The 4,045-nt window shown below is 73.1% G+C and carries 4 protein-coding genes; 2 read left to right on the forward strand and 2 right to left on the reverse strand.

Going from position 1 to position 4,045, the window contains the following annotated elements:
- Positions 1-392 precede the first annotated feature (392 nt).
- Entirely contained in the window at positions 393-1,010 is a 618-nt protein-coding gene (locus C1I99_RS30055; protein WP_111137550.1) for a DUF4126 domain-containing protein, read from the reverse strand.
- A 71-nt stretch (positions 1,011-1,081) separates the two neighbouring features.
- Here C1I99_RS30055 and nucS point away from each other — a divergent pair, with 71 nt between their 5' ends.
- Positions 1,082-1,741 carry an endonuclease NucS gene (gene nucS, locus C1I99_RS30060; RefSeq protein WP_111137551.1) on the forward strand — a complete coding sequence of 220 codons (660 nt, stop codon included), beginning with the start codon at positions 1,082-1,084 and terminating at the stop codon, positions 1,739-1,741.
- A 92-nt stretch (positions 1,742-1,833) separates the two neighbouring features.
- Here the strand turns inward: nucS and C1I99_RS30065 are convergent, their stop codons facing one another.
- Positions 1,834-3,330: an aldehyde dehydrogenase family protein gene (locus C1I99_RS30065; RefSeq protein WP_111137552.1), complete on the reverse strand. Its 1,497-nt coding sequence runs from the start codon at positions 3,328-3,330 to the stop codon at positions 1,834-1,836.
- Positions 3,331-3,640: 310 nt separating this feature from the next.
- Between C1I99_RS30065 and C1I99_RS30070 the strand changes: the two genes are divergently transcribed.
- Positions 3,641-4,045, forward strand: a 405-nt coding sequence (locus C1I99_RS30070) for an FHA domain-containing protein (RefSeq protein ID WP_233512798.1), incomplete at its 3' end; no start/stop codon positions are given.

Raw genomic sequence — 4,045 nt, forward strand, 5'->3', positions numbered from 1 at the left:
GACGGGTGGCAGGACATGCCGCTGACCCGGGCCGCCCAGACCGTGCAGGTCTCGGCCTACCCGGACCACTACGCACAGTGGGAACAGCAGGCCGCCGACCTCGTCACCCAGCACTGGAACAGCTGACACCCCCGACAGCTGAACCACCACCGACATCAACCACACAAGGGGGACGCCGGCCGGCACCCGATCGTGGGTGCCGGCCGGCGGCATCATCAACCCTGGCCGGCACCCGACACCGGGTGCCGGCCAGCGGCACATATCCACACCGGCCGCCGCCCATCGGGTGCCGGCCGGCCGCGCGCCTCCGACGCCGACACCCGGCACGGGTGCGACGGTGTCGGGAGCCCGGAGCCACGCTGACGCAGCCCCCGGCGGTGGGCGTACGCGGGTCAGACGCGGAAGCCGGCGGCCCGTGCCGCCTGACGTTCCCGGCGCCGGTCGGACCGGCGGCGCAGGAACCAGAAGAGGAAGAGCACCAGCCCGAGCAGGAACGCCAGCACCAGCACCGGCAGAAGGATCGCGACCACCGACATGAGCACACTGGTGGCGTCCTCGGCGGTGCTCGCCACCGGCGCGCCGGCCCCGGCCGTGGTCGCGTTGATGACCGGCCGGGCGGCGGACTTGAGCAGGTGCACGCCGAGCGCGATGAGCACCCCGGTCGCCACCGGCACCCAGTCATTGGACGAGAAGAAGTTGCCCGGGTCGCTCACCGTGACGGTCTCGGACGCGGAGCCCGCGCCGAACGCGAGCCCGCCGGCGGTCGGCCGCACCACGGTCTGCACCACGTCGTTGACGTGGTCGACCACCGGCACCTTGTCGGCGACCACCTCGATGACGAGCAGCACCGCCAGGATGCCGATCACCCACCCGTTGCCGAGCCACTGCCAGCCGCTCGGCAGGTCGATCAGGTCGGTGTGGCGGGCCAGCAGGCCCATGGTGAGCAGGGGTATGTAGGCGTTCAGCCCCGCCGAGGCGGCGAGGCCGGTACCGGTGAGCACTTCGAGCACCGTCTCAGCATCGCACCGGCACGCCAGTGGTGCTCGCTGGCGGGAGGCGGCGCCTCCGCTACCCTCGTCGGGTGCGGTTGGTGATTGCGAAGTGCTCGGTGGACTACGTCGGACGGCTCTCGGCCCACCTGCCGCCGGCCACCCGGTTGCTGATGGTGAAGGCGGACGGGTCGGTGTCCATCCACGCCGACGACCGGGCGTACAAGCCGCTGAACTGGATGAGCCCGCCGTGCCGGCTGGAGGAGGCGCCCGGCGTCTGGCGGGTGGTCAACAAGGCGGGCGAGGAACTGCGGATCACCCTGGAGGAGATCTTCCAGGACACCTCGTACGAGCTGGGCGTCGACCCGGGCCTGCGCAAGGACGGCGTCGAGGCGCACCTGCAGGAGCTGCTCGCGGCCAACCCGGAGACCCTCGGCGAGGGGTTCACCCTGATTCGCCGCGAGTACATGACCGCCATCGGCCCGGTCGACCTGCTCTGCCGGGACGGGGCGCAGGGCACCGTCGCCGTCGAGGTGAAGCGGCGCGGCGAGATCGACGGTGTCGAGCAGCTCACCCGCTACCTCGAACTGCTCAACCGCGATCCGCTGCTCGCCCCCGTCGCCGGTGTCTTCGCCGCGCAGGAGATCAAGCCGCAGGCGCGGGTGCTCGCCACCGACCGGGGCATCCGCTGCGTGGTCGTCGACTACGACAAGCTGCGCGGCATCGAGCGGGACGAGCTGACGCTGTTCTGATCGGGCGCCCGCCACCAGCCCGCGGCGGCAGGTCGTAGCCACCGGCCCGCTCCCGCCACGATGGACCTACCCGGGCCGGTCGCTGCCCGGCGTCACCTGCCGTACATCATCTTGACCGCCTTCACCAGCCGCCCGACGTCGGCCGGCGTCCGCTCGAAGGTCATCGAGGGCAGTAGCGACCGGGCTCGCCGGCGGGTGATCGCCTTGGCTCGGCCGAACTCGCGCAGCCCGTCCTCGCCGTGGATGCGCCCGAAGCCCGAGTCGCCGACGCCGCCGAACGGCAGGGTCGACATCCCGGCGAAGGTCAGGGTCGAGTTGATCGAGGCCATCCCGGAGCGCAGCCGCCGCGCGGTCGCCACCGCCCGCCGTCGACCGAAGACCGAACCCCCCAGGCCGTACGGGAGGGCGTTGGCGCGGGCCACCGCCTCGTCGGCGTCGCGGACCCGGTTGACGGTCAGGGTTGGGCCGAAGGTCTCCTCGCGGACGGCGAGCGAATCCTCCGGCACGTCCACCAGCACCGTGGGTCGCACGTACGGCGGCTGCACCGCGTCCGCGCCACCCAGGACCGCGCGCCCGCCCCGTGCGAGGGCGTCGTCGATGTGGCGGCGGATCACATCGAGCTGGCTGGGCATGGTGATCGGGCCGATGTCGGCACCGTCGGGGCCGACGGTCAGCCGGCCGGCGCGCTCGACCACCTTGCCGACGAAGGCGTCGAAGACCGGTTCGACCGCGTACACCCGCTCGATGCCGATGCAGGTCTGGCCGGCGTTGGTCAGCGCGCCCCAGACGCACGCGTCGGCGGCGGCGTCCAGGTCGGCGTCGGCGTCGACGATCATCGCGTCCTTGCCGCCGGCCTCCAGTAGCACCGGGGTCAGCGACTCCGCGCAGGCCGCCATCACCTTCTTCGCGGTCGCCGTGGAGCCGGTGAAGGCGAGTTTGTCCACCCCGGACCGGCACAGCGCGGCGCCCACGTCGCCGAGCCCGTGCACCGCGGTGAAGACCGGCTGCTCGGGCACCGCCTCGGCGAACGTGTCGACCAGCCACTGCCCGACGGCCGGGGTGTACTCGCTGGGCTTGAGCACCACCGCGTTTCCGGCGGCCAGCGCGTACGCGGCGGAGCCGATGGGGGTGAAGACGGGGTAGTTCCACGGGCCGATCACGCCGACCACCCCGTGCGGCTGGTATTCGAGGTGGGCGGAGAACTCGGCGAGGATGAGCCGCGAGCGGACCCGGCGCGGGCCCAGCACCCGGCGAGCGTTGCGGGCCGCCCAGTCGACGTGCTCGACGGCCGTGACGATCTCGACGACGGCGTCCGCGACCGGCTTGCCGCCCTCCACGTGGACCAGCTCGGCGAGTTCCTCGATCCGGCGGGCCAGCAGCCTGCGCCAGTGCAGCAGCCGCTCCCGGCGCCCGGTGAAGCCCAGCCCGGCCCACCACGCCGCGGCGGAGCGGGCCCGGTCGACCGCGCGCTCGACGTCGGCGGCGGTGGCGACCGGGAGGCGCCCGGCCTCTGCGCCGGTAGCCGGGCTCGTCGACACCAGCCGGCCGTCCTCGACGACGGGGGTGCCCGGGACATGTACAGCCGTCATGGCGGAAGTCTAGACCCGAAGATTACTCACCGGTAGGGCCGCGACAGTCGGAGCCGGCCCGCCTCGTTGAACTCAGCGGCGGGCGGCCCCGTGCCGGCCAGGGGTGGCGGGCGCGGTCCGCCGGTCGGTGGGACGGCAGCTGCCCGGTCCCGTCCACGGGACCGAAATGTTGACGGGAAGGTGTCCGGCCGGGGAGGCCGAGATGACCGGCCGGTGGTGGAGGTGAGCGTGGGTGTGGTGGCAGGCTGACGCGCGGGGGGACCGTGTGTGGGTGGAGGGCTGACTGTCCATGGAGGAACATCCGGAACTGATGCCGCTGTTGACAGTGACCGGTGGGCCGATGCGGGGGTTGAGCTTCCGGCTCGGCCCGGCACGGCAGGTGGTCGGCCGGGCGTCGACGGCCGACATCGTGGTCCATGACCCGCACCTGAGCCGGCGGCACGCCGAGGTGTGGCTGACCGGTGAGGGGATGTCACTGGCGGATCTCGGCTCCACCAACGGCACCTGGCTCAACGACCGGCAGATCACCGGCGTCGAGCGGCTCGCCGACGGGGACGTGATCCGGATCGGCCGCACCGAGCTGCGGTTCTTCGACCCGGGGGTGGCGCACACCGACCCGGTCGGGCTGAGCTTCGGCGCGCCGCGTCGGGACCACCGCCCGACCCTCCCGCTGCCCATCGGGCCGCCGGTCACGGCGGCGGGCCCGCTGCCCGTC

It is taken from the genome of Micromonospora deserti (assembly GCF_003236335.1).
Lineage (GTDB): Bacteria > Actinomycetota > Actinomycetes > Mycobacteriales > Micromonosporaceae > Micromonospora > Micromonospora deserti.

Bases quoted from the DNA above. Each gene is read 5' to 3' on its own strand.
- C1I99_RS30065 (WP_111137552.1), bottom strand. From the start codon at position 3,330: ATGACGGCTGTACATGTCCCGGGCACCCCCGTCGTCGAGGACGGCCGG.